We start from the raw sequence: 20,603 nt of genomic DNA, 5'->3' as shown, positions 1-20,603 counted from the left end.
GGTCATGCGGAAACCTTTCTTCGATTAACTATTAGGAGCAAATATCTAATAGCGGATAATGATATTTCCGCACCTTTGGAATAGCGATTTCAACCACGAAATGGTGAGAGCAAGCTATATTTTTTGAACATCACTTTGCGGTTCGACAACCCGTCACACCGCTGCTCTACATTTCCTGGAGATCGCCATGAGATCGACCTCGACCCTGTTTCGTGCCGGCTTTCTTACCCCGGTGGCCGTCGCTACCGTCTTTTGTCTGGCCGCACCGGTCAATGCCGCCCCCGTCAGCGTGAACTGGAGCTGCCGGGGCACAGTCCTCGGTATCGGCCAAACCTCCAACATGAACACCTCGGTCACCGGCACCGCGCCGAGCTCGGCAGCGTCGGGTTCCGCGGTGGCCATCACGATCACACCCGGAGCCTCGTCGGTTCCCAGTTCGGCGTCCGGTTTCACTGTGAACAACATCAGCAACCTCAAGATGACCATTCCGACCCCGGCGAATTCGACGCTGGTCTCGGCCACCGCCTCCGGGGGTACCGTGGCAGGAACCGTCGCCACGTCGGGTGGAAATGTCGTTCTGACCGTGCCTGGCCCGATCGCCGGCGGCACCAGCTTCACCCCGCCCGCGGTGACCGTCAACGTCACCGCGGGCGCCGCCGGAACGTCGATCACCAGCAAGTACGCGGGGACCAGCTACACCAGCCCCGGCATGACCATGACGACCAATGTCTCATTTGTCGGCAATGTCGCTACCTCGTGCTACCCGAACCTATCCCCGACCCTGACCACCACCACTGTCATCTGAGCCACTGACGGGTGCCACGGGGTGACCGGGTTCCGATCCGGCGGCCCGTGGTGAACGCACCCGGACCGGGTTGCCTCAGCAGCCCGGTCCGGTTCCACCCGAGCCGGGCCGGCAAACCGCCGTTTCCGATAGTGGTTGCGCTGCTTCATGTTTGGTGCCCTGAAACCACTTCGACCGAATAATCCGATGCGCACTTCACCGCGGCCGGTCTGTCGTACAGTGCATGTCCGGCACAGCCACGGCCGCTTCGACGGCCGGAGCGGCGCCGCTTTCGTGATGGTCGTCAGCCGCTTTCGGCTGCCGGTCGATCGATGGTGCAGGAGGTGACTTCTGCTGAGCGGTTTGATGTTTCAAGTGATCGATGGGAAAGCCCGTGTGCCCGACAACAAGCGAACCCGCCCGGATCTCGGTCGAGCTCAAAAGGGCACTGGAGTTCTATCACGGAACCGTCGAGGATCTGATCCGCGAATTGATCAGAGTGCTCGGCGTGAACGAGACCGATCGACGAGCACTGGAGATCGTCCTGCTCGAGGACGAGAAGTCCACGACGCCGGGAAGGCTGGCCGAACGGCTCGGCCTCACCGCGGCCGGCGTCACGATCATGCTCAACCGGCTGGAAAAGCAGGGCTACATCGCGCGCTCACTGCACCCGACCGATCGCCGCCGCGTAATTGTGATGGCCACCGAACTCGCGGCCCATCGCGTCCAGGAACTCGTCGTACCCATGATCGTCGAGAGCTACAAGATGCTGCTGAGCTATTACGACACCGCCGAACTCGAAATAATCGCCGATTTCCTCACCCGCGCGGGCGAACTGCAAAGAATTCATCGGCAACGGCTGCGCGACGTGGACCCCTACTCGAGACCATGAGAATCTCGATCACATAGCACCGCACTGCTCGCGATTCGATATTCGGCAGAACTGCTGGAATTCGACGCCCGAACCTCCGCCGCTGATTCCCCGCGGTCGGCACATCCCGAGGGAGAAAGCAGGAGTTTGATGCACACCGCCGGCAATAGCGACGACCCCATCGTGGGGCCGACCATCAATACTGGACCTGGGCCCCGGAATTCCAGGCGGCGCGGCGTGCAGGCCGCGGCGCCATCGCCCGATCGGCTTCGGCGGCGGATGTCGTGTGTGGGCGTGGCGGCTGCGTTGGTGACCACGGCGATCGGGATATCGATCATGGTGCGGACGGATTCGAGCCTGCCGGTGCGGGCGAACAATGCGGCGGCGTTCCCGGGCGAATCCACCACACAGCATTTCGGCAACAGCGCCGCCCGCGGCCGATCCAATGTGACGACTACCGGCACGACATATGACGCACCGAGCCAGATCCCCGCACCAGGTGACGTCTCGGCCGCCGACACGGCTACCAATACCGGGACGACCCGACCTTCCGCCGATTCCACCGACGACGCCCCGAACACGCCCACTCCGACGGAAACGACGACAGCCGTGCCGACGGATCCCTCGCCCACAACCCCGCCGGTCGCGTCGCTGAACGCGAGTTTCTCTGCCACGGCGAGTGTTTCGGTTCAGGACACGTCGAGTGCGCCGGACCCGGGTACGGTCACCCCCACTTCGATACCCATGGTGACCGTCACCATGACTCCGACGGACACATCGACGGTCACGGTGACAGCCGGTCCGCGCACGGTGACGGTATCGGCTGCTCCGTCGACCATCACCGTCACTGCCGACCCGACCACCACAGTGCCGATCACCACGACAACGGCACCGACCGAACCCACGACGACCACGATTCCGGCGAGTTCGACCACGGCATCGACGGTGTCCACGACGCCCTCGGCGCCGACAATCACATCGACGACCAAGCCCCCGCCGCCGACGAAGTCGGCGCGTCCGACTCCATCGATCGCGCACCCACCGGCTACATCTTCAAAGGTGGCGGCCGCGAAATAGGCACGCGTGCCGAAGAGGCACGGCATGGTTGCGCCGTAGGGCAGAGCCGGCCACCTACTCGGTAACGCTTGCGCCGGCCGGGGCCGTGGGGATGGCGTTGTCGACGAGGACGACGGCGATGGCGGCGGCCGTGGCGAAAGTGTCGGACTCGAGGACTTGGTTGCGTGCCGAGGCGCCGTCCAGGAGCAGTGCCAGTTGCTCGCTGAGCTGTTCGGGGTCGGTGCGCCGCCCTCGCGAGCAGTTTCGGTGAGCCGCGCGGCAAACGCCTTCTTGTAATCACGGGCGTGGACGCGAGCTTGCGGAACCACAGTGATCTGAGTGCGCCGGCCGGTGCCGTCATCTGCGGCCCGATCCGCAGCGGCACCCGGCCGCCGTCGAGGTCCGGCTTTCGGCGGGCTTCGCACGCGGAGTGCATCGACGTCGAGTATGCGAGGGTGGAGGGCATGACGGTAGAACGGTTCGAGGTCCAGCGGCATGTCACCGCGTCACCCGCAGAAATCTTCACGCTGCTGTGCTCGCCGGAAGGGCATGTGGCCATTGACAGTTCGGGCATGCTGCAATCGGCGGAAGGGAAACCCGTCACCGGTGTCGGCGACGAGTTCGTCGTGCACATGGACCGGGAGTCGCTCAACGACCTCCCGATGGGCAGATACGACGTGACCGTGATCATCACCGAATTCGAGCAGGACAAGCAGCTCGAGTGGACAATCTCGGGCACCATCAAGCCGCCGATCGAGCACCTGTACGGCTATCGCTTGGAGCCCACCGACACCGGGACACTGGTCACCTCGTACTACGACTGGAGCAAGATCGCGCCCCGCTACCGTGAAGCGGCCATCTTCCCGATCATCCCCGAGTCGGCACTGCGGGCCACCCTCGGCATCCTCGCCCGCACCATCCAGAAATAGTTCCGCATGGTCAGGCTGTGTCGAGCGGCTCGGGCGCCCGGTCAGCTCGCACAGCCGACCAGGCGTCCGAGCTCGGCGACGGTAACTCAGTACCCTCGGTGCCGGAAAAGGCCGACGAGCCATGGGTGCCCCCGCCTGGCCTGTCAGCGGGCGATGGCCAGGTACTGCATCTCCTGGTACTCCGCCAATCCGGTGCTACCACCCTCTCGTCCGAGCCCGGACGACTTCATCCCGCCGAAGGGTGCGGCGGGGTCGGAGATCACGCCGGTGTTCACCCCGACCATGCCGGTCCGCAAGTTCTCGGCGAATTCCAGGGTGTCACCGAGGTTCTCGCCGAACACATAGCCTGCCAGGCCCGCGTCGGTGTCGTTGGCCAGGTGCAGTGCCTGTGCCGGGTCGGTGAACGTGCGGATCGCAGCCACAGGGCCGAAGACCTCCGAACTCCAGAGGCGGCTTCGGGTGTCGACGTCGGTCAGCACCGCGGGCCGCACGAAATGACCTGGTCTGTCGATGTCGGGACCCACCGTGTGCAGGTGTGCGCCACCGTCGACCGCTTCGTCGATCAGGGCGGTGATCCGACGCACTGCCGCCCCGTCGATCACAGGTCCGAGGCGAGTGGATCGGTCGAGGCCATCGCCCAGCGGCAGCGCGGAAACGGCGGCGAGGAACCGTTCGGTGAACTCCGCCGCCAGCGCTTCGTGGACCAGGAAGCGGTCGGCGGCGACGCAGGCCTGCCCGGCGTTGCGCAATTTGGCGAGCACCGCGCCGCCGACGGCCTTGTCCAGGTCGGCGGACTCCAGGACGACGAAGGGTGCGTTGCCGCCGAGTTCCATCGAGACCCGCAGGACTCCTTGCGCCGCTTGGGTAAGCAGGGTGCGTCCGACCGCGGTCGAGCCGGTGAAGGTGAGCTTGCGCAGCCGCCGGTCGGCGATGATCGGCGCCGATACCAGTGGCGCGCGCGAGGTCGTCACACAGTTGACGACGCCTGGCGGCACGCCGGCTTCCACCAGGATCCGCATGAATTCCAGTGCGGTGAGCGGGGTTTGGGGTGCGGGCTTGAGCACGACGGTGCAGCCGGCGGCGAGTGCGGGGGCCACTTTGCGAGTGACCATGGCGAGGGGGAAATTCCACGGGGTGATCGCGAAAACCGGGCCGACCGGCTGTTTCCGGACCGCGATGCGGCCGCCGCCGCTCGGCGCGCGGAAGTAGGCGCCGCTGCCGCGGGTGGCTTCCTCGGCGAACCAGCGCAGGAATTCGGCGCCGTAGCCGACTTCGCCGCGCGCCTCGGCGAGCGGTTTGCCCATTTCCAGGGTGATCGTGCGGGCGATCCGGTCGGTTTCGGCATGCAGCAGGCCGAACGCGCGCAGGAGTATGTCGCTGCGGTGGCGCGGATCGGTGCCCGCCCAGTCCGCCTGCGCCGCGGCCGCGGCGTCCAGCGCGGCGATGGCTGTCGCCTCGTCGCCGTCGGCGACGGTCGCGATCTGGGCGCCGGTGGCGGGGTTGTGCACGGGCATCGTCGTGGCGCTGTCCACCCAGTCGCCACCGAGGAACTGGGCGACCGGCAGGTCGGTATGGGTGGATGTCATCGTGTCTCCATGTCCGGTGCGAAGACGATGACCTGACGCACGGCCGCACCGTCGGCGAGCTGATCCATGGCCTGGTTGAGGTCGTCCAGTCCGATGCGGGCGGAGATCAGTTTCTCGACCGGCAGCCTGCCTGCCCGCCACATCTGCTCGTAGCGGGGGATATCGCGTGCCGGTACAGCCGAGCCGAGGTAGCTACCGACCACGGTGCGGGCCTCGGCGGTGAACATCAGCGGTGACAGTGTCACGGTGGCCGACGGGGCGGGCAGGCCGACGGTGACGGTGGTGCCACCGGGGGCGGTGGCAAGGAAGGCGGTTTCGAACGCGGCCGGGTGGCCTGCGCACTCGATCACATAGCGCGACCGGATTCCTTGCGCGGCAACCTGTTCGGGTGTGTATGTTTCGGTGGCACCGAGGTCGCGAGCGGCCTCGAGCTTGGCGGGCAGGCGATCGACCGCCACGATGCGCCGCACCCCGATCGCGGTCGCGGTGAGCAGTGCGGCCATGCCGACACCACCCAGCCCGACCACCATCAGGTCGTCCTCGGGCCCCGGGTCGGCGACGTTGAGCACGGCACCGCCGCCGGTCAGAACCGCGCATCCCAGCAAGGCCGCCACCTCGGGCGGCACATCACGGCCGACCACGACGACCGACGCTTGGTCGATCACCGCGTGCGTGGCGAAGCCGGAGACGCCGAGATGGTGGCGCACGGGCTGTCCGGCCCTGGTCAGTCTGCCCGGATGGTGCAGCAGTTCGCCCGCCGTGTTGGCCCGTGTTCCTTCGGTGCAGGGCAGCGCTCCGCCGCGGGCGCACGCCGCACACCGCTCGCAGCGCGGCAGGAACGACATGACCACCCGGTCACCGACGGCCACATCGTCGACCTGTTCGCCGAGCGCCAGCACGATGCCCGCGGCTTCGTGCCCGAGCAGCATGGGCAGCGGCCGCGCCCGATTGCCGTCGACCACACTGAGATCGGAATGGCACACCCCGGCCGCTTCGATCCTGACCAGCACCTCGGTCGGGCCGGGTTCGTCGAGTTCGAGGTCGTATACCCCGATGGGGCGCGACGACGCGAAGGGCCTCGGCCGGTCGGGCTGGTCGAGGACCGCGCCACGGATGTGCATCAGATCTCCGCCTTCTCGTACTCACCCAGGAGTCCGGACAGGTAGCGCAGGTGATCGCCGGTGTCGCCGAGGGTGTGCTCGATGGTGGTGAGCCGGGCGGTGTAATGGCCGACCGGGTATTCGGCGGTCATCCCGATGCCGCCGTGCAGCTGGATCGCCTCTTGGCCGATGTGCTTGCCGGACAAGTCGATTCGCCGTTTCGCGCGGGAGGCTACCGTCGGATCGACGATTCCGTCGGCCAACGACATCGCCGCGTACAGGCTCATGCTGCGGGCCAGTTCCAGCGAGACATACATATCCGCCGCCCGATGGGTGAGCGTCTGGAAGGTGCGCAGGGCGACGCCGAACTGCTTGCGGGTCTTGAGATATTCGGTGGTCAGGCGCAACGCCTCGGCCATCGCACCGACCGCTTCGGCACCAAGCGCGGCTTGGGTGGTGATCACGGCTTCGTCGATGATCGCACCGGCGTCGAGGCTGCTGCCGAGCAGTTCGGCGGGCGCACCACGGAATTCGATGTCGGCGCCACGGCGGCCGTCGTAGGTGCGGTAGGCGGTGCGCACGACCGCCGCGTCGCGGGCATCGACGAGGAACAGGGCGGTCTCGCCGGTGGGTACCACGGCCGAGACGATCAGCCGGCCGGCCCGATCACCGGAGGACACAGGGCTTTTGCGACCGGTCAGGGTCCACCGGTCACCGCTGTCGACGGCCAGGGTCGCGCACCGCGCCTCCGGCCAACGGACGCCGGGTTCGGCGTGCGCGAAGGCGAACAGCTGCTCGCCGTCGACGATGCCGGGAAGCAGGGCCGCGCGCTGGTCCGGCGTGCCGGCCCCGCCGATCACGAGCGCGGGCAGCAGAGCGCAGTCGAAGACCGGTTCCGGCGCCAGCGTGCGGCCGAGTTCCTCCATGGCGAGCATGGTTTCGATCGGGCCGCCGCCGATGCCGCCGTCCTCGGCCGGCACGGTCAGCCCGAGCAGGCCGATCTCGGCGAAGGCCGCCCACACCTTCGAATCCCAACCGGGATCATCGGCGATCACTTCGGCGCGGCGTTCGTGGGTGTAGTGGCGGGTCAGCACGCTACGGACGGTGTCGCGCAGCAGGGTCTGCTCAGGGGTGAAGGTGAAATCCATGGTGGTTGCTCACAGTCCGAGAATCGTCGAGGCGATGATGGTGCGCTGGACTTCGCTCGATCCGCCGTAGATCGAAGTCTTGCGGTAGTTCAGGTATCCGGCGATGGTGCGGCGCGCCCAGTCGTCGGTCTCCCCCACCCTGGCGACGGCGGCAGGGCCTGCGATGTCGACGAGCAGTTCGGTGACGGCCTGCTGCAGTTCGGTGCCGCGCAGTTTGAGAATCGAGGAGACGGGGTTGGGGGCGCCGTCGCTCGAGCTCGCCGCGACCCGCAGCTGCACCAGCTCCAGTGCCAGCAACTCGTTGTCGAGGTCGGCGATCCGCGCCGCGAAGGCCGCGTCGTCGAGGAGGGTGCCGTTGCCGAGCCTGGTCCCCGCGGCGTATTCCTTCGCCAGTTCCAGCCGGACCTTGGTCTGTCCGACCGCGGCGATGCCGGTGCGTTCGTTGCCGAGCAGGAACTTGGCGTAGGTCCAGCCGTGGTTCTCCTGGCCGACCAGCTGATCGGCCGGGACGCGCACGTTCTCCAGGAACACTTCATTGACCTCGAAGCCGCCGTCGATCAGTTCGATCGGGCGCACTGTCACGCCGGGGCTGTCCATGGGGAACAGCAGCATCGAGATGCCCGCCTGCTTCTTCGGCGCGGCGGGGTCGGTGCGGACCAGGCAGAACATCCAGTCCGCGCTCTGGGCGGCGGTGGTCCAGATCTTCTGGCCGTTGACCACGTATTCGTCGCCGTCACGCACCGCGACGGTGCGCAGCGAGGCCAGGTCGGATCCGGCGTCGGGCTCGGAAAAGCCCTGGCACCACCAGATGTCGAGATTCGCCGTCGCGGGCAGGAACCTCGCCTTGAGCTCCGGCGAGCCGAACTCGGCCAGGACCGGGCCGATCATGTTGGTGTTGAAGGTGAGCGGCTCCGGCACCGAGGCGAGCTGCATTTCGTGATGCCAGATGTGGTGCTGCACCGCCGACCAGCCCCGGCCACCCCACTCGACGGGCCAGTGGGGTACTGCCAGCCCGGCGCCGTTGAGGATGCGCTGGTTGGCGACGTAGTCGTCCTTGCTCAGCTCGTGCATGTGCCGGTGCTGCTCGCGGATGTGTGCGGGGATCTCACGGCGGAAGAAGGCACGCAGCTCGTCGCGGAAGGCGAGCTCGTCCTCGGTGAAGGCCAGTTGCATGGTCCCGTATGTTACATAGAGTTCCTCGTGTATCAAATTAGAGGCAGGGATCCGGCACATGAGTACTTCCTTCGCGACGTCCCGATTCCGCACCGGCCACCGCGGCCAGCGCGGTCGGCTCCTCATGGCCGCACGGAAAGCCTTCACCGTGCACGGCTATCACGGCACCACCATGGACACGGTGACCGCCGTTCTCGATGTCACCAAACCCGTGCTCTACCGGCACTTCTCGACCAAGAGTGAGCTCTACCTCGCGGTGATTCTGGACTACCTCGACGAGCTCACGGACAGGTTGCGCATCATCGACGGCGCGGCGGGCTCGGACTTCGACCGGGTGCGCCGCACGGTGGGGGTCCTGTTCGATCTCGTCGGATCCGGACCACACTCCACCCTGGAGCTGGTTTTCGGAGCCGGTGCGGTCGGCGACACCGCGGTAGAGGCCCGGATCGCCACTGCCACTACCGAATTCGTCGCGAACCTGGCCGATCATCTGCACCCCGGCGACAGCGGTCAGCATCGAACCCGCCTGCTCGCCTACGGCCTCATCGGGGCGACCGTGGCGGCGGCCGGCGAATGGCACCGCATGCGGCGACCGATTCCGCGACAGTCGGCGCTGGACGCCATTGCCGGGTGGTACTGCGCGGGCGTGCGGGAGACGATGAGCGGCAACGCCGCGTAACAGGCGCGAACGCGTCGGCGTTCGTCAGAGACGCGCCGCCGCGGGTACGCCTACGCCCGCAACAGGGCGGCTTGGACGCGGCTCAGCCGTTCCACGTCACCTTGGAAACCAGCCACCGCGTCGTTGTACAGGAACGCTTCCCACAGCCGGACCAGGGCGTACGCGAGAGTGGCACGGTCGATGGGCGGCCGATACCCCTGGTCCTCGGCACGTTCGAGCAGACCTTCGACGATCGAGACCGCCGCCGGGTGCACCACCCCGTCGCTGCGGGTGATCACGCGCAATGCCGCCGTGGATTCCTGGTCGAAATAGGCGCGCAGCGAACCGTCCTCGACCAGCCAGTGAATGGCCTGGTCGAGGATCTCGGCAAGCCGTTCCCCGCCGGTCGCGGTGCTACGCCGTTCGGCGTAGGCGACCATCCGTTCCAGCTGGCGCGCCAAGGCCGCGCCGAGCAGCCCGTCCCGGGAGCCGAACCACCGGTAGATACTGGTGCGGCCCAGACCGAGTTGGGCGGCAATGGCATTCGCATCGACCCGTTTGCCTGCCAGGAATGCCGCGACCGCCGCGTCCAGCACGTCGTCACGGCTGGCCGCGGCCGGGCGCCCAGGCGCTCGAGTTCCTTCGGTGCGTGCCACGCCGACAGCATAGGGCGCGGTACGTGTGTGACCGCGCACGCGCCGCGGCTCGGCTAGCGTTTGCGGCCGACGCCGCCGACGATGCAGTTGCGGACGTCGTTGAGCGGAGTGAGGTGCGGGCCGTCGGACCACCAGTCGTCGCAGCGGACCAGGCCGGGCTCGACCATCTCGAGATTGCCGAACATGGCCTGGATTTCATCGCGGGTGCGGAAGCGGCCGCTGCCCATCGGGCTGTGAATGAACTTCTCTTCCATCTTCCTGGCGAGTTCGCTGTGTCCGGGGGTCTCCGGGTCGTGGAAGTGGGCGATCGCGACGAACGAACCCGAAGGCAGGGCGTCGATGTAGGTCTGCATCAGGGCGGGGCCGTCGTCACCCAGGTAGTGGTGCAGGGTGCCGATGTGGAACAGGGCAATGGGGCGGGTGAAGTCGAGTTCGCGGCGGACCGTCTCGTTGCCGAGGACTTCCAGCGGGCGGAAGATGTCGGCTTCGGCGATGCGGGTGCGGCTGTTGCTGGCCAACAGCGCCTGCGCGTGCACGAGGACCGAGGGGTCGTTGTCGACGTAGACGACCTTGGACTGGGGGTTCACCCGCTGGACCACCTGGTGGGTGTTCTCCGCGGTGGGCAGGCCCGATCCGAGGTCGAGGAACTGGTCGATGCCCGCCCTGGCCAGGAATCGGCAGGCGCGGATCAGGAAATCACGGTTGGCCCAGGCCAGATCGTTGACCTGCGGCGCGACCGTGCGCACCTGGTCGAGCACCTCGCGGTCCACGTCGAAGTTGTCTTTGCCGTTGAGTGCGGCGTCGTAGACCCGCGCGATACTCGCGCGGGTGGTGTCGACCCCGACCGGCACAGCGCTGGGGTAGGCAGCAGAAGAATGCGACATCGGTGACGCCTTTCGGGCAGGGAGCCGACTGGACGATTTCAGCCTAGAGCATCGGTTACGTTGGTAGACAACCTATTCCGACACCGTTCTCGCGCGGTTGCCGAACCGGGTAGCTGGAGTACCCGTATCGGTGGGCTCCTATTCACGCCGACCTTCCGGTCCCACGATCAGCGCATGATCCAGATGCTCAAACCTTCGGTGCCCGATGCGGGGACGGGCCGGCGTTCGATCGCCGTGCTCGTCGTGATCCTCACCGCCCAGTTCATGACGGTGCTCGACGGTTCCATCGTCAACGTGGCCATCCCGTCCATCCGCTCGAACCTCGATACCGGCGGGGCCGCACTGCAATTGATCGTCGCCGGGTACGTCATCGCGTACGCGGTTCTGCTGATCGGCGGCGCGCGGCTCGGTGATCGCCGCACGCAGCGACGCACGTTCATCGCGGGCCTGGCGGTGTTCACGCTGACCTCACTCGCCTGCGGGCTGGCGTGGAACGAGATGTCGCTCATCGTGTTCCGGTTCGGCCAGGGTGTCGGCGCGGCCGCGCTGGCGCCGCAGGTGATGACGCTGATCCAGCGCACCTTCGCCGGAGCGGCCCGGGCCAGGGCGCTTGGCGTCTACGCGGCGATCGTCTCCGGTGGCTTGCTGGCGGGCCAGATTCTCGGTGGGTTGATCGTCGACGCCGATCTGGGCGGAACCGGTTGGCGTGGGGTGTTCCTGGTGAATGTGCCGATCGGGCTCGCGCTGCTGGTGCTGGCGCCGCGCGTACTCCCGGTGGCCGTGGCGCGCACCGACCGGACGGTCGACGGGCTGGGCTTGATGACACTCACGACCACCGTGCTGTTGCTGGTCGTGCCGCTGGTACTCGGCCGTGAGCTCGGTTTTCCGCTGTGGTCGTGGTTGTGTCTCGGCGCGGGGGTGCTCGGACTCGTCGTGTTCGTCCAGGTCGAGCGCGCGGTCGCCGCACGCGGCCGTGATCCACTGTTCGCGCCGCAGGTCCTCGCGGCGCCCGGGCTGCTCGCCACTGCCGCGACGCTGTTCCTGGTGATGGGAACGTTCGGTGGGTGGCTGTTCGTGAGCGCGATCCACCTGCAGAGCGACCTCGGGTACGGCGCGCTGCGGGCGGGCCTGCAGTTCTTGCCGATGGGCGCCACATTCGCGGCGGCGGGACTGTCCTGGCAGCGAGTCCCGGCCCACCTGCACTCGAGGATGATCCCGCTCGGGCTGGTGGTGAGCGCGGTCTCGCTGGGTTGGCTCGCCTGGCTACTGGGCGAGGGCGCGGACATCGGACCTGCCGCGTCGGTCGCGTTCGCGCTGTTCGGTCTCGGCAACGGGTTGGCGTTCAGCCCGTTGATGACGCGGGCCCTCGCCGCGGTGCCCGTGACGGTCGCCGCCGATGCCAGCGGGATTCTCGCCACCAGTGTGCAGCTGGGAACGGTGGTCGGGATCGCCGGCATCGGGTCGGTGTTCTTCGAACTCGAGGCGACGAACGCCGTGGTGGTCGCCCACCTGCTCGGCATGGCGACGGCGCTGGTGGCCGCCGGGGCGGCCGCGGTTGCCGTGCACCGGATCCGCCGCTGAGCGCGGGCGATCGCGAGGTCATCGGTCCTGAGCTAGCGTGACACCATGCACGAGCTCAGGGCCGGTGACATCTTCGCCGGTTATCGAATCGAGCGGGTGCTCGGGGCGGGCGGGATGGGCAGTGTGTACGCGGCCCGGCACCCGCGCTTGCCGCGACTGGTCGCGGTGAAAGTGCTGCACTCCTCGTTTTCGGCTGATCCGGTGTTCCGTGGGCGGTTCGAGCGGGAAGCCGATCTCGCGGGGCGCCTCGACCACCCGAATATCGTGGCGATCCACGATCGCGGCAGCGAGGACGGGCGGCTGTGGATCGCGATGCAGTATGTCGCGGGCAGCGATGCGGAATCAGCCCTGCGGACAGGACCTTTGGCGCCGGATCTGGCACTGCACATCGCCCGATGCACGGCGGACGCGCTCGATTGCGCGCATGCGGCCGGGTTGCTGCACCGCGACGTCAAGCCGGCCAACATTCTGCTGAGCGAGCGCGCGAACGTCAGCGATCAGCGGGTGCTGCTCACCGATTTCGGGATCGCGAAGGCGATCGACGAGAGCACCGCGCTGACCGAGACCGGCACGTTGGTGGCAACGCTGCGGTACGCGGCGCCCGAGCAGCTCGACGGGCGCACCGCGGGCCCTCGGTCGGACCAGTATTCGCTGGCCTGCACACTGTTCCACCTGCTCGCCGGGCAACCGCCGTATACCGCGACCAACGCCGGCGCGCTGATCGGCGCCCATGTGATGCAGCCGGTGCCGCGGATCAGTGCGGTGATGCCGGGTCTGCCCAGCGCGGTGGACGCGGTCTTCGCGCGGGCGCTGGCCAAAGATCCGGGCCATCGATTCACCAGCTGCGCGGAAATGGTCGCGGCGACGACGACAGCGCTGGCAACCGGAGTCGCTCCGTTCGCCGACGCCCGTGCCGGGTCGTTCACCCGCCCCGCTCCCGACCCCACCGATCGAGCGTTCCCCTCTCCCGGCCCGTATCTCGATCACGGCGATGCGGCGGGCGAACAACCCTGGGCCACCGCGGGAGTCGCACACCCGGCGGGGCCCGAGAATCGTCAGCACTTCGACGGCACCGCGCGAGCTCATCGAGGTACAGCACGATGGTTGGCGGCGGGAGTGGCCGGGTCGGCCGCGATTGCCGCGGTGGCTACCGCGCTGGTCGTGAGCCGGGACTCGGGCGGCGCGGACGGTATCGCGACGACCATCACCAGTGCGACGACCACCAGGGTCGATCCGTGGGCGGCAGCGAGGCCGACGATGGCGTTGTTCCCTGGTCTACTCCCCGAGAATCCCGAGAGCGTCGGGTACCGGGCGATGCGGTGCAGTTTCGCGACGAAGAGCCCGGATGCGGTGTGGGACACGGGGTTCGACTGCACCGATCGCGAGGGAGCGCAGATGCAGATGCTGGCGCACCCCGACGCCGACACCGTCGGGCGGTTCGTCGCCACCCTGCCCACCGGGCCGACCCAGCAGCTGCGGTCGCGGTACGGCAGGCCGCTCACCGTGCACAGTTTCAACGGCTCCACCGGACCGTGGCTGCTCGTCCGATTCGATGCCGCGCCGTATTCGACTGTGCTGCTCCAGGTGTACTGGAAGGGCCACACCCATCAGGAGATGATCGACCAATGGCTGAGCACCGCACCCCTGTGACCGCGCGACTGGCGCTGGGCGCGCTCGCGGTTCTGCTCGTCGGCTGCGGCACCGTCGACGGTGCCGCGACGCCCGGCGAGATCGACGTGCGATCCCTCGACGTGGGCAGCTACACGACGGCGCCCGCCGACATCGAGGCGGGTCGAAAGTCCACCGACGGACCGATTCTGGAAGGTCTGAGGATGGCCGGTGCTGTGGTGTTTCCGCACGACGTCGATCCAGCGCTGATCCACAACTGGGGCACCGATGTCCTTGACACCCCACGGCGCGCCGCCGACACCTCGGCGATCTCCAGCGTCAATCTTGCTGTACTGGAACGGCATCGGATGATGGTGGCGTTCGACATCGCCGAAGGCTCCCTGGCCTTCGACAAGGCCAAGCCGGCGATCGAGACCGACGCGCGGATCACCAGGGTTGTGCTGTTGCGGTTTCCCGGCGCTCAGGTCGCCAAGGAGGCTGCGCGGGACCTCGAGGCGACCGACTTCGGCGTCAGTCCGGACAATCAGCCGGTACCGATCCCCGGCTACCCTGCCGCGCACGCACATTGGCGACCGGGCGTCAAGACGATCGGCGCGACCTTCGCCCACGGCGAGATCGTGGTGAGCCTGTTCCTGCAGCATCCGTCCCCGGATATCGATGCGCTCGCGACACGGGTTTCGGCTGTCCTCGACGCCCAGATCCCGCTGCTCGACGCGTTCACGCCGACGGCACCCGACAAGATCGCCCAACTCCCCCGCGATCCCGATGAGCTGTTGCGCCGCACGCTGATTCCCGGTCCGGCCAATCAGCAGATCGCCATCTCCTCACGCGAGTTCGCCGCGTGGCCGGGGCGCGCGAGCGCGCACTACCGCCCCACCGAACCCGCGGAGCTCGGTGCGGCGTGGGATCGCGGCGGCGTGGACAGCGTGTCGAATTCCTACAGCACCACGCTGTTCCGGTTCCGTGACGATGCCGCGGCGGTTGCTTTCGGCACCACCTGGCAGGACACCCTCAGCGCGGCCGCGCATCCCGTCTCCGCGCCCGCGGACGTGCCGCAGGCGCGCTGCGCGGAGCGCCGGGCGGGCAGCGCACCCGCGCTCACCCGCTGCTATGTGAACTACCGCCGCTACGGCGCGTTCGTCAGCGGCGCCGAACCGGCCGGCGTTCGCCAGCAGGCGGCGGCACAGTACGCGCTGCTGGCGAACGCCCAATAGCTCAGAGCTGGGCTTCGATCGCCTGCACGACCTCGGCGGCGTCGGGGGTGGTGCGCGGGCGGAACCGGCCCGCGACCGTGCCGTCGCGACCGACGAGGAACTTCTCGAAGTTCCACTGCACGTCGCCCGCCGCACCCTCGGCATCGGCGGTCTCGACCAGCGCGGCGTAGAGCGGGTGCCGGTCGTCGCCGTTCACATCGGCCTTGGCGAGCAGCGGGAAGTCGACACCGTAGGTGACCGAGCAGAATTCCTGGATCTCCTCGGCGCTGCCCGGCTCCTGACCCATGAACTGGTTGCTCGGGAAGCCGATCACGGTGAAACCGCGCTCGCCGTAGGCCTTCTGCAGCTCCACCAGGGCGCCGTACTGCGGGGTCAGGCCACACTTGGAGGCCACGTTGACGAGCAGCACGGCCCGCTCACCCGCCAGCTCACCCAGTGTGGTGTCCTCGCCTGCCAGGGTCTGCACCGCAATGTCTCGAATGTTCGCGCTCATCACATCACCACCAGATCTCGTCTATGTCGGTTCGATCGCCACCGTACCGGAGGCCGATCGGCACGCAACTGTCCCGCTGGACGGGAAATTCTGTAACACGTTCTTGTTTTGTCGCGCGGTTGGCGGCACCATTCCTGTGATGGGTAGTCATGCCCGCACCCCGAGCACCGGAGGAAGACCGTGAGCGAACAGCCACATCGGATCGACACCGTCCGCCCGCTGCGCGCGAGCGAGGTGACACAGTGGGATTTCGAGGCCGATGTGGTGGTGGCCGGTTACGGCATCGCCGGCGTGTGCGCGTCGATCGAAGCCGCGCGGGCCGGTGCGAAGGTGCTCATCCTGGAGCGGACCGGCGGCTGGGGCGGCGCCGCGGCGCTGGCGGGCGGATTCGTCTACCTCGGTGGCGGCACACCGCTGCAGAAAGCGCTCGGATTCGACGACACCCCGGAGAACATGGCGGCGTTCCTCACCGCGGCGCTCGGGCCCGGCGTCGACGCGGCGAAGATCAACGACTACTGCGCGGGCAGCGTCGAGCACTACAACTGGCTCGTCGATTGCGGTGTGCCGTTCAAGGAGTCGTTCTGGGGCGAGCCCGGCTGGGAGCCCCCGCACGACGAGGGCCTGATGTACTCCGGTGGCGAGAACGCCGCGCCGTTCCTCGACATCGCCGAACCCGCTCCGCGCGGCCATGTTCCGGAGCTGGCGGGCAAGAAGATCGGTGAGCGCAGCGGCGGCTACATGCTGATGAAGCCGCTGGCCGACACCGTCGCCGGACTCGACATCGACGTCGAGTACGACACCCGCATCCGTCGGCTCGTCGTCGACGAGCAGGACCGAGTGGTCGGCGTGCTGGCCACCACCTACGGCAAGCCCGTCCTCGTGCGCGCCGCGCGCGGTGTCGTGCTGGCGACCGGCAGTTTCGCCTATGACACCGAGATGATCGACCGCTACACCCCGCGTCTGAGCGGCAGGCCCGGCGCGGCCATCGAGGAACACGACGGCATCGGCATCCGGCTGGCTCAGGCGCTCGGCGCCGAGCTGGCGCACATGGACGCCAGCGAGGTGGCCATTTTCGGCGATCCGCAGATGATGGCGCGCGGCATCCTCGTCAACGGCCGCGGTCAGCGCTACGTCACCGAGGACACCTACCCCGGCCGGATCGGTCAGGCGACGCTGTTGCAGAACGACAACCAGGCGTTCCTGATCATCGACGAGGCCTCGCTGGAGGAGGCGCTCGCCACCGAGAGCGCCACCCCGTTCTTCCGCTTCCAGCCCAAGTGGGTCGCCGAGACGGTCGCCGAACTCGAGGCCGAAATGGGCCTGCCCGCACAGACATTGCAGACCACCGTCGCCACCTACAACCAGCACGCCGAGCACGGCACCGACCCGGTGCTCGGCAAGAAGCCCGAATGGGTGCGCCCGATCAAGGGCTCGCTCGCCTGCTTCGACCTGCGCGGATTCACCGCCGGATTCACCCTCGGCGGGCTGCGCACCGACCTGGATTCGCGGGTGCTGCACGTCAGCGGTGAGCCCATCGCGGGCCTGTTCGCGGCCGGGCGCTGCACCTCGGGACTGTGCGCGTACGGCTACGTCAGCGGGGCCTCGCTCGGCGACGGCAGCTTCTACGGCCGGCGCGCGGGCAAAGCCGCGGCGGCCGGCTGAGCCGCGCACGACCCACCACGCGCTCGCGGTCAGTACTCTGCTTGCAGCGCCACGCCCGGCGACGAGTCCGGCTGCGCTCGCGGTCTTTTCACGTCCGCGAGCAGGCGCGCCGAACATCAGACGCAGTGCAGATCGGAGTTGGACAGTGCAAGCAGGTGGGACGTCCGCGGATTACGTGATCGTCGGCTCCGGATCCGCGGGGGCGGTGCTCGCGAATCGGCTCAGTGCCGACCCGAGCACCACGGTCGTGCTGTTGGAGGCGGGCCCGGCCGACGACGACAAGCTCGCCCATATTCCGGCCGCGTTCTCGAAACTGTTCCGCAGCGAGCGTGATTGGGACTATCTGACCGAACCGCAGGCCGAGCTCGGCGACCGGCGGATCTACTGGCCGCGCGGCAAGACCTTCGGCGGCTCGTCGTCGATGAACGCGATGATGTGGGTGCGTGGCTTCCGCGCCGACTACGAGGAATGGGGGCTGCTGGCGGGCGAGAAGTGGAATTTCGCCGCCGCGGTGGAGCAGTTCCGCAAGATCGAGAACGTCCAGGACGCGCAGTTCCCCGACGAAGGTTCCAAGGGGCCCCAGCACGTGCAGCGCCAGCGCAGCCCGCGCGCGTCGACGCATGCGTTCCTCGAGGCCGCGAGCCAGGCGGGCCACGCCCTGGAATCAGCGAATCGTCCTGCGCCCGAGGGCTTTACTCAGACCATGGTGACTCAGCGCGACGGCAGGCGCTGGAGCACCGCCGACGGGTATCTGCGGCCCGCGATGAAGCGGTCGAACCTGACTGTGCTGGCCTCCTCGCTCGCTACCCGCGTGCTGTTCGAGGGCACCACGGCTACCGGCGTCGAGTACCGCAGCGGCGAGCAGACCTACACGGTGACCGCGAATCGTGAAGTCATCCTGTGTGGTGGCGCGGTGAACAGTCCGCAGCTGCTGCAACTCTCGGGCATCGGTGATCAGGACGAGCTGACGGCACACGGCATCGAGCCGGTCGCCCACTCCCCCGAGGTCGGCGCGAACCTGCAGGACCACTTGATCGCGGCGCTCGGCTACAGCGTGGACTCGGATTCGCTGTTCACCGCGGAGAAGCCACTCGAACTGATCAACTACCTGGTCCGCCACCGGGGCATGCTCACCTCCAATGTCGGTGAGGCATACGGTTTCGTGCGCAGCCGGCCCGACCTCGAGCATCCCGACCTCGAGCTGATCTACGCACCGGCGCCGTTCTACCACGAGGGTCTGGTCGAGGCCACCGACCATGGTGTCGTGCTCGGCGCGATCCTGCTCCGTCCGCGCAGCCGCGGCAAGATCAGCCTGGCGTCGGCCGATCCGACGGCCAAACCGGTGATCGATCCGCGCTATCTGTCCGACGCCGACGGCGCCGACCGGGCCGCGCTGACCGCCGGGCTGCGGGTGTGCGCCGGACTCGCCGGGCAGCCCGCGCTCAAGAGTGCGCTGGGCGCGGTGATCTATCCGCCCGAGGCACCCGACGATCTCGAGGCGGCTATCGCGCTGACCATCGAACAGTTCTCGCACACCCTGTACCACCCGGTCGGCACCTGCCGGATGGGCACCGACGCCGCCAGCGTCGTCACCCCCGATCTGAAGGTCCGCGGCGTTACGGGTCTGCGCGTCGCCGACGCTTCGGTGATGCCGCTGATCATCCGCGGACACACCAACGCCCCCGCCATTTTCATCGGTGAGCAGGCCGCGGACTTCATCCTGGCGCAGGCCTGACCTGGGCGAAGGTGGCGCGCGGGGGCGCGCCACCTTGTCCTCATGCTGCCGCGAGGCCCAGCGACGCGGCCGCGAGCAGCAGATACGGCAGCGGATAACCCAGATCCGCGTACTGGCGCGCCCGCAGCACAGTGAGTTCGGCGGTCAGGAAATACAGTACGAGCCCGCCGGCGGCGGCCACCGCCAGCGGCCGGTAGGCCAGGCCGACGAGCAGCCCGAGGCCACCCGCCGCCTTGATCAGTGCCAGGGGTGTGAGCGCCCACGGCGCGATGCCGTAGTTGCGCATGTTCTCGCGCACCCAGTCGGCACGAACGACGTCGGCCAGCGCGGCGGCCAGCGCGGCTATCGCGGCAAGTACGGTGACGACGAGATAGGTGGTGTGCATCGGGATCAGATCCTCCGTCTACAGGTGATCGGCGCCTCTGACATCGTGGAGACAGCCGTGATCGGACGGCGAAGTGCCGTCCGATCGATAGACGACCCGCGTGAGCGAAAGGTGACCGATGCGCGCAGAGCAGCCGCAAGCGTCGGCCCGCGCGTTCGAACAACGCCGCGATCGCCTACGTGGCATCGCCTATCGGATGGTGGGTTCCGCGGCCGAAGCCGAGGATGCAGTCCAGGAGGCCTGGTTACGGCTGGCAGGCACCGCGACCGACATCGCCGATCTCGACGGCTGGCTCACCACGGTGGTGTCGCGGATCTGCCTCGATATGCTGCGCGCCCGCACCCGTCGCGCCGAGGTCGCGACACCGGATACGCCGGCGCGGGCGGCGACCGGCGCCGGTGTGGATCCCGAAGCCGAAGCGTTGCGAGCAGATTCCGTCGGACGGGCGTTGCTCATCGTCCTCGGCACGCTCGGCCCCGAGGAACGGGTGGCCTTCGTGCTGCACGATCTGTTCGCCGTGCCGTTCGCCGAGATCGCGCCGATGCTGCGGCGCACGCCCGCCACCACCAAGAAGCTCGCCAGTCGCGCCCGGCTGCGCGTGCACGCGCCCGCGCGGATCGAGTCGACGGAACTGCTCGCGCACCGGGCCGCGGTGACGGCCTTCGCGCAGGCCGCCGGCGAGGGCGATCTGGGCGGACTGCTCGCGGTGCTCGCTCCGGACGTGGTGCGCACCGCGGATCCGGCGGCGCTGTCGCCCGGGATGGCGGTGGCCGTGCGGGGCGCGCGCGCCGTGGCCGAGGGCGCGCTCGCGCTGCGCCGGCGCTCGCGGGACGCGGTGCTGGTACTCGTCGACGGCAGGCCGGGTCTGGTGGTGGCGGGTGCCGGCGGCGTGGACTTCGTGGTGACGTTCCGCGTGCGCGGCGAGCAGATCGCGGCTTACGACGTCGCGGCCGCACCGGAACGCGTGGCCGCGCTCACGCTGTCATTGCTGCCGGAACAGCCTTGATCGGGCCGCGAAATGACCCGATGCCGAGATTCTGGCAGTCGATGCACCTTCGC

The 20,603-nt window shown here is 68.2% G+C and carries 19 protein-coding genes; 10 read left to right on the top strand and 9 right to left on the bottom strand.

Annotation, left to right across the window (positions count from 1 at the left end):
* Positions 1-187: 187 nt before the first annotated feature.
* Both ACWZHB_RS10390 and ACWZHB_RS10385 read left to right on the top strand, forming a co-directional pair.
* Positions 188-805 (top strand): hypothetical protein, encoded by a 618-nt coding sequence (locus ACWZHB_RS10390; protein ID WP_427907727.1) that lies wholly within the window; start codon positions 188-190, stop codon positions 803-805.
* Positions 806-1,166: 361 nt separating this feature from the next.
* The gene (locus tag ACWZHB_RS10385; RefSeq protein ID WP_427907726.1) at positions 1,167-1,676 is read left to right on the top strand and encodes a MarR family winged helix-turn-helix transcriptional regulator; all 510 of its coding nucleotides are present in this window, start codon (positions 1,167-1,169) and stop codon (positions 1,674-1,676) included.
* Between the two features lie 668 nt (positions 1,677-2,344).
* Here the strand turns inward: ACWZHB_RS10385 and ACWZHB_RS10380 are convergent.
* Entirely contained in the window at positions 2,345-2,758 is a 414-nt protein-coding gene (locus ACWZHB_RS10380) for a hypothetical protein (RefSeq protein ID WP_427907725.1), read from the bottom strand.
* 417 nt (positions 2,759-3,175) lie between these two features.
* Between ACWZHB_RS10380 and ACWZHB_RS10375 the strand changes: the two genes are divergently transcribed.
* A complete protein-coding gene (locus ACWZHB_RS10375) occupies positions 3,176-3,640 on the top strand; it encodes an SRPBCC family protein (RefSeq protein ID WP_427907724.1) in 465 nt (154 codons plus the stop codon).
* A gap of 143 nt (positions 3,641-3,783) precedes the next feature.
* On the opposite strand, the gene ACWZHB_RS10370 is transcribed toward ACWZHB_RS10375, so the two are convergent.
* Genes ACWZHB_RS10370 through ACWZHB_RS10355 form a run of 4 tightly spaced genes read right to left on the bottom strand, consistent with a single transcriptional unit; the run spans position 3,784 to position 8,647 of the window.
* Positions 3,784-5,226, bottom strand: a complete 1,443-nt coding sequence (locus tag ACWZHB_RS10370; RefSeq protein WP_427907723.1) for an NAD-dependent succinate-semialdehyde dehydrogenase — start codon at positions 5,224-5,226, stop codon at positions 3,784-3,786.
* Positions 5,223-6,347 carry an alcohol dehydrogenase catalytic domain-containing protein gene (locus ACWZHB_RS10365; RefSeq protein ID WP_427907722.1) on the bottom strand — a complete coding sequence of 375 codons (1,125 nt, stop codon included), beginning with the start codon at positions 6,345-6,347 and terminating at the stop codon, positions 5,223-5,225. The genes ACWZHB_RS10370 and ACWZHB_RS10365 overlap by 4 nt, the downstream gene beginning before the upstream one ends.
* Entirely contained in the window at positions 6,347-7,474 is a 1,128-nt protein-coding gene (locus ACWZHB_RS10360) for an acyl-CoA dehydrogenase family protein (RefSeq protein WP_427907721.1), read from the bottom strand. Before ACWZHB_RS10360 ends, ACWZHB_RS10365 begins: the two co-directional genes overlap by 1 nt.
* A 9-nt stretch (positions 7,475-7,483) precedes the next feature.
* Positions 7,484-8,647 (bottom strand): acyl-CoA dehydrogenase family protein, encoded by a 1,164-nt coding sequence (locus tag ACWZHB_RS10355; protein WP_427907720.1) that lies wholly within the window; start codon positions 8,645-8,647, stop codon positions 7,484-7,486.
* A 58-nt stretch (positions 8,648-8,705) separates the two neighbouring features.
* Between ACWZHB_RS10355 and ACWZHB_RS10350 the strand changes: the two genes are divergently transcribed.
* On the top strand, positions 8,706-9,326 hold the full coding sequence (locus tag ACWZHB_RS10350; RefSeq protein ID WP_427907719.1) for a TetR/AcrR family transcriptional regulator: 621 nt from the start codon (positions 8,706-8,708) through the stop codon (positions 9,324-9,326).
* Positions 9,327-9,376: 50 nt separating this feature from the next.
* On the opposite strand, the gene ACWZHB_RS10345 is transcribed toward ACWZHB_RS10350, so the two are convergent.
* Positions 9,377-9,961 carry a QsdR family transcriptional regulator gene (locus ACWZHB_RS10345; protein WP_427907718.1) on the bottom strand — a complete coding sequence of 195 codons (585 nt, stop codon included), beginning with the start codon at positions 9,959-9,961 and terminating at the stop codon, positions 9,377-9,379.
* Between the two features lie 53 nt (positions 9,962-10,014).
* On the bottom strand, positions 10,015-10,845 hold the full coding sequence (locus ACWZHB_RS10340) for an SAM-dependent methyltransferase (protein WP_427907717.1): 831 nt from the start codon (positions 10,843-10,845) through the stop codon (positions 10,015-10,017).
* 174 nt (positions 10,846-11,019) lie between these two features.
* Between ACWZHB_RS10340 and ACWZHB_RS10335 the strand changes: the two genes are divergently transcribed.
* From ACWZHB_RS10335 to ACWZHB_RS10325, 3 genes are read left to right on the top strand one after another with little or no spacing between them, the layout of a single operon-like run.
* Positions 11,020-12,426 (top strand): MFS transporter, encoded by a 1,407-nt coding sequence (locus tag ACWZHB_RS10335; RefSeq protein ID WP_427907716.1) that lies wholly within the window; start codon positions 11,020-11,022, stop codon positions 12,424-12,426.
* 45 nt (positions 12,427-12,471) lie between these two features.
* Complete coding sequence (locus ACWZHB_RS10330; RefSeq protein ID WP_427907715.1) at positions 12,472-14,076, top strand: serine/threonine-protein kinase; 1,605 nt, start codon at positions 12,472-12,474, stop codon at positions 14,074-14,076.
* Positions 14,052-15,269 carry a DUF7373 family lipoprotein gene (locus ACWZHB_RS10325; RefSeq protein WP_427907714.1) on the top strand — a complete coding sequence of 406 codons (1,218 nt, stop codon included), beginning with the start codon at positions 14,052-14,054 and terminating at the stop codon, positions 15,267-15,269. Before ACWZHB_RS10330 ends, ACWZHB_RS10325 begins: the two co-directional genes overlap by 25 nt.
* Before the next feature lies 1 nt (position 15,270).
* Here the strand turns inward: ACWZHB_RS10325 and ACWZHB_RS10320 are convergent, their stop codons facing one another.
* The gene (locus ACWZHB_RS10320; RefSeq protein ID WP_427907713.1) at positions 15,271-15,762 is read right to left on the bottom strand and encodes a glutathione peroxidase; all 492 of its coding nucleotides are present in this window, start codon (positions 15,760-15,762) and stop codon (positions 15,271-15,273) included.
* 180 nt (positions 15,763-15,942) lie between these two features.
* Between ACWZHB_RS10320 and ACWZHB_RS10315 the strand changes: the two genes are divergently transcribed.
* Positions 15,943-17,424 carry an FAD-dependent oxidoreductase gene (locus ACWZHB_RS10315; protein ID WP_427907712.1) on the top strand — a complete coding sequence of 494 codons (1,482 nt, stop codon included), beginning with the start codon at positions 15,943-15,945 and terminating at the stop codon, positions 17,422-17,424.
* A gap of 145 nt (positions 17,425-17,569) precedes the next feature.
* On the top strand, positions 17,570-19,159 hold the full coding sequence (locus tag ACWZHB_RS10310) for a GMC family oxidoreductase (RefSeq protein WP_427907711.1): 1,590 nt from the start codon (positions 17,570-17,572) through the stop codon (positions 19,157-19,159).
* 40 nt (positions 19,160-19,199) lie between these two features.
* Here the strand turns inward: ACWZHB_RS10310 and ACWZHB_RS10305 are convergent, their stop codons facing one another.
* On the bottom strand, positions 19,200-19,544 hold the full coding sequence (locus tag ACWZHB_RS10305; RefSeq protein ID WP_427907710.1) for a DoxX family protein: 345 nt from the start codon (positions 19,542-19,544) through the stop codon (positions 19,200-19,202).
* Between the two features lie 118 nt (positions 19,545-19,662).
* On the opposite strand from ACWZHB_RS10305, the gene ACWZHB_RS10300 reads away from it, so the two are divergent.
* Positions 19,663-20,550 (top strand): sigma-70 family RNA polymerase sigma factor, encoded by an 888-nt coding sequence (locus ACWZHB_RS10300; protein ID WP_427907709.1) that lies wholly within the window; start codon positions 19,663-19,665, stop codon positions 20,548-20,550.
* Positions 20,551-20,603 lie beyond the last annotated feature (53 nt).

The organism is Nocardia sp. FBN12, assembly GCF_054031145.1.
This window is presented reverse-complemented; position numbering and strand designations above follow the sequence as displayed.